This window comes from Mesorhizobium sp. M4A.F.Ca.ET.090.04.2.1 (genome assembly GCF_003999085.1).
Lineage (GTDB): Bacteria > Pseudomonadota > Alphaproteobacteria > Rhizobiales > Rhizobiaceae > Mesorhizobium.
The window spans coordinates 1-3,063 of record NZ_RZOT01000644.1 but is presented as its reverse complement, the minus strand read 5'-3'; the positions used below and the strand labels follow the sequence as shown (position 1 = coordinate 3,063).

Here is a 3,063-nt window from a genome sequence, read left to right as displayed (position 1 = left end):
GCATAGGCGAGCGCCAGGGTCGAGCCCCAGGAGCCGCCGAAGACCAGCCATTTGTCGAAGCCCGCCATCTCGCGCAGCCGCTCGATGTCGGCGACCAGATGCCAGGTGGTGTTGGCCTCGAGCGAAGCGTTGGGCGTCGACTTCCCGCAGCCGCGCTGGTCGAACAGGATGACGTCGTAGAGCTTCGGATCGAACAGCCGCCGGTGTTTCGGCGAGATGGTGCCCCCCGGACCGCCGTGCAGGAACACGGCGGGCTTGGCGCCCCTGGTGCCGGAGCGCTCCCAATAGACCCTATGACCGTCGCCGACATCGAGCATACCGGTCTCGAACGGCTCGATCTCGGGATAGAGCGTACGCAAGCCACCACTCATGACTGTCATAGTTTCAAGCCCTGCTGCGGCCAGTTGGCCGTCTCGTGATCGGGATGCTGGAAGGAGATGATCTGCTCCTGCCGTCGATAGAAGTCGGGGTCGTCGAGGACCGGCGCCTCGAATATCTTTTCCACCCAGGGCAAGCGGACGGCGTAGTTGACCTGGATCAGCGGCGCGAGGTCCGAGCGGTCGTCGAAGGCGCCGATGGCGATCTCCAGCGCGCCGGGCTGGCGATAGGTCAGCGGCGTGCCGCAGCGGCGGCAGAAGCCGCGATCGATGTTGACCGAGGACTGGAAATAGCTCGGCTCCTCGTGGGTCCATTCGACGCCGTCCTTCGGCACCGTCACCAGCGCTCCGAAGAAATTGCCGAACTGTTTCTGGCACATGCGGCAATGGCAGATCGACGGGCGCCCTAGCTTGCCGTTGATGCGGAAGCGCACGGCGCCGCATTGGCAGCCGCCGGTTCGAACTTGATCGGTCATGGTCTTTCCTCCGGCGGCCATTGGTCGGTGTCGTGGTCGGGGTGCTGATAGGAGACGAGCTCCGCCAGATAAGGCGCCGAGCCGATGTCGGCCATTGTCTCCTCACCCGGCAATTGCGGGACGGAATCGACGTAAGGCAACTTCGCCTCGGTGCCCCACTGGATGGTGGGCGCGATGCCGGCCGGATCGTCGAAGGTGGCAATCGCCAGCGCCATGCCGTCGGGCGCCTCGAAGGACAGCGGTGTACCGCACTCCGCGCAGAAGCCGCGCCATGCTGCGCTGGAAGAACGAAAGCGCTTGGGCTCGCCGCGCGTCCATTCGACCTTGGCGCCGCGCACCGAGACCAGCGGCAGATAGAAATTGCCGCTCGCCTTCTGGCACATGCGGCAATGGCAGATCGAGGCATCGCCCAGCGCGCCCTCGACGCGGAAGCGCACCGCGCCGCACTGGCAGCCGCCTGTGTAGACTGGCCGGTTGTCGAGGCTCATGGCTGATCACTCCGGATCATGGCAGACCGCCTCTACATTGTTGCCGTCGGGATCGAAGACGAAGGCGCCGTAGTAGTTCGGATGATAATGCGGGCGGAGCCCCGGTCCGCCATTGTCCCTGCCGCCGGCGGCAAGGGCCGCTGCATGGAAGGCATCGACCTCGGCGCGGCTGCGCGCGGTGAAGGCCACATGCTGGTGATCCTTCGGCTTGTCCTTGCCCGAGCTCAGCCAGAACACCGGCCGGTCGCGGCCATAACCGCCGACCTTGGCGCCGCCGGTGTATTCTGTGGGCACCATGTAAAGCAGCGAAGCGCCGAGCGGCGCCATCGCCTTGTCGTAAAAGGCCTTCGAGGCGTCGAAATCGGAAACGGTGATGCCGAGATGGTCGATCATAAAACTGCCTCCCTTGCTGGTTCGCGTGCCGGCCTATCGGCGCCGGCGAGGCCAGCCTCGATCACGATGTGCTGGCAGACATTGTCGATATCGCGGATGACGTCGTCGTTCCAGAAGCGCAGGATGGTCCAGCCGAGCGCTTCAAGCCTGGCTGTTCTTGCTGCGTCAGATGCGGAAACTTCATGTGAAGCGTGTTGGGAGCCATCCAGCTCAACGATCAGCTTTTTGGTTGGACATGCAAAATCGACGATGTAGCCAGCTATCGGCATCTGACGGCGGAACGCCAGCCCCATGAGTCGGTGTACGCGTATTGCATTCCAAAGCTTGAGTTCGGCATCTGTCATCTGCTTGCGCATCTTGCGCGCATTGCCGCGATTGATGGGAGATACGCGATAATGGGTCATCGCGAGGCACCCCCCTCTGTCCTGCCGGACATCTCCCCCTCAAGGGGGGAGATCAGATGTCGCCACTGCTTTCGCCAATCACCCACCTCGCAAGACGAACGCCGTCGGCGGAGCTGCCAATCTCCCCCCTTGAGGGGGAGATGCCCGGCAGGGCAGAGGGGGGTGCTTGGCGCCACCCTCACCGCTTCACCTCCCAGGTGGTGATACGCTCGCCGGTGACAGGATCCTTGCCGTCTTTCAGCTGCACGCCTTGCGCCAGAAGCTCGTCGCGAATGCGATCGGCCTCAGGCCAGTTCTTCTCGGCGATCAGCGCCAGACGTTTGGCGATGGCCTTGGCGATGGCCGCCTCGTCCACCTCGGCCGTGCCGACATCGAAGCCGAGGAAGGCAAGCGCGGCCTTCAGCGACGCGGCGGCGGCGTTGCCTTCCGCGGCCTCGCTGGCAAGCAGCGTCAACTGCTGGAAGGCGGCATAGGTGGCGAGATCGTCGGACAGCGCCGCAACGACCTCCGTCGGCAATTGCCCGGCCGCCGGCGCGAGATCGGCCGCGCGCTTCCATTTGCGCAAGGTGTTTTCGGCCTCTTCCAGCTTGCGCACGGAGAAGTCGATCGGCTCACGGTAATGCGTCATCAGCATCGCCAGCCGCAGCACTTCGCCCGGCCATTTGCGGCCGCCAAAGGTCTCGGTCTCCAGCAGCTCATGGATCGAGTAGAAATTGCCGAGGCTCTTCGACATCTTCTGGCCCTCGACCTGAAGGAAGCCGTTGTGCATCCACACGTTGGCCATCACCTCGGTGCCGTGGGCGCAGCGCGACTGGGCGATCTCGTTTTCATGGTGCGGGAAGATCAGGTCGAGGCCGCCGCCATGGATGTCGAAGACCTCGCCGAGATAGGCGGCCGACATCGCCGAGCACTCGATGTGCCAGCC

The 3,063-nt window shown here is 64.3% G+C and carries 5 protein-coding genes and 1 pseudogene; all 6 read right to left on the bottom strand.

Annotation, left to right across the window (positions count from 1 at the left end; translation table 11 throughout):
* Positions 1-494 (bottom strand): alpha/beta fold hydrolase (locus tag EN781_RS29640; protein WP_245492685.1); only part of this gene is annotated, 494 nt, incomplete at its 3' end.
* Positions 377-853, bottom strand: coding sequence for a GFA family protein (locus EN781_RS29635; RefSeq protein ID WP_126055688.1), 477 nt, complete (start codon positions 851-853; stop codon positions 377-379). The genes EN781_RS29640 and EN781_RS29635, both read right to left, overlap by 118 nt.
* Positions 850-1,341, bottom strand: a complete 492-nt coding sequence (locus EN781_RS29630; protein WP_126055689.1) for a GFA family protein — start codon at positions 1,339-1,341, stop codon at positions 850-852. The genes EN781_RS29635 and EN781_RS29630 overlap by 4 nt, the downstream gene beginning before the upstream one ends.
* A 6-nt stretch (positions 1,342-1,347) precedes the next feature.
* A complete protein-coding gene (locus EN781_RS29625; protein ID WP_126055690.1) occupies positions 1,348-1,734 on the bottom strand; it encodes a VOC family protein in 387 nt (128 codons plus the stop codon).
* On the bottom strand, positions 1,731-2,138 hold the full coding sequence (locus EN781_RS29620) for a DUF559 domain-containing protein (RefSeq protein ID WP_126055691.1): 408 nt from the start codon (positions 2,136-2,138) through the stop codon (positions 1,731-1,733). Before EN781_RS29620 ends, EN781_RS29625 begins: the two co-directional genes overlap by 4 nt.
* Positions 2,139-2,316: 178 nt before the next feature.
* Positions 2,317-3,063: pseudogene (locus tag EN781_RS29615) on the bottom strand (cysteine--tRNA ligase); the annotation flags it as partial.

Bases quoted from the DNA above. Each gene is read 5' to 3' on its own strand.
- EN781_RS29635 (WP_126055688.1), bottom strand. From the start codon at position 853: ATGACCGATCAAGTTCGAACCGGCGGCTGCCAATGCGGCGCCGTGCGC.
- EN781_RS29630 (WP_126055689.1), bottom strand. From the start codon at position 1,341: ATGAGCCTCGACAACCGGCCAGTCTACACAGGCGGCTGCCAGTGCGGC.
- EN781_RS29625 (WP_126055690.1), bottom strand. From the start codon at position 1,734: ATGATCGACCATCTCGGCATCACCGTTTCCGATTTCGACGCCTCGAAG.
- EN781_RS29620 (WP_126055691.1), bottom strand. From the start codon at position 2,138: ATGACCCATTATCGCGTATCTCCCATCAATCGCGGCAATGCGCGCAAG.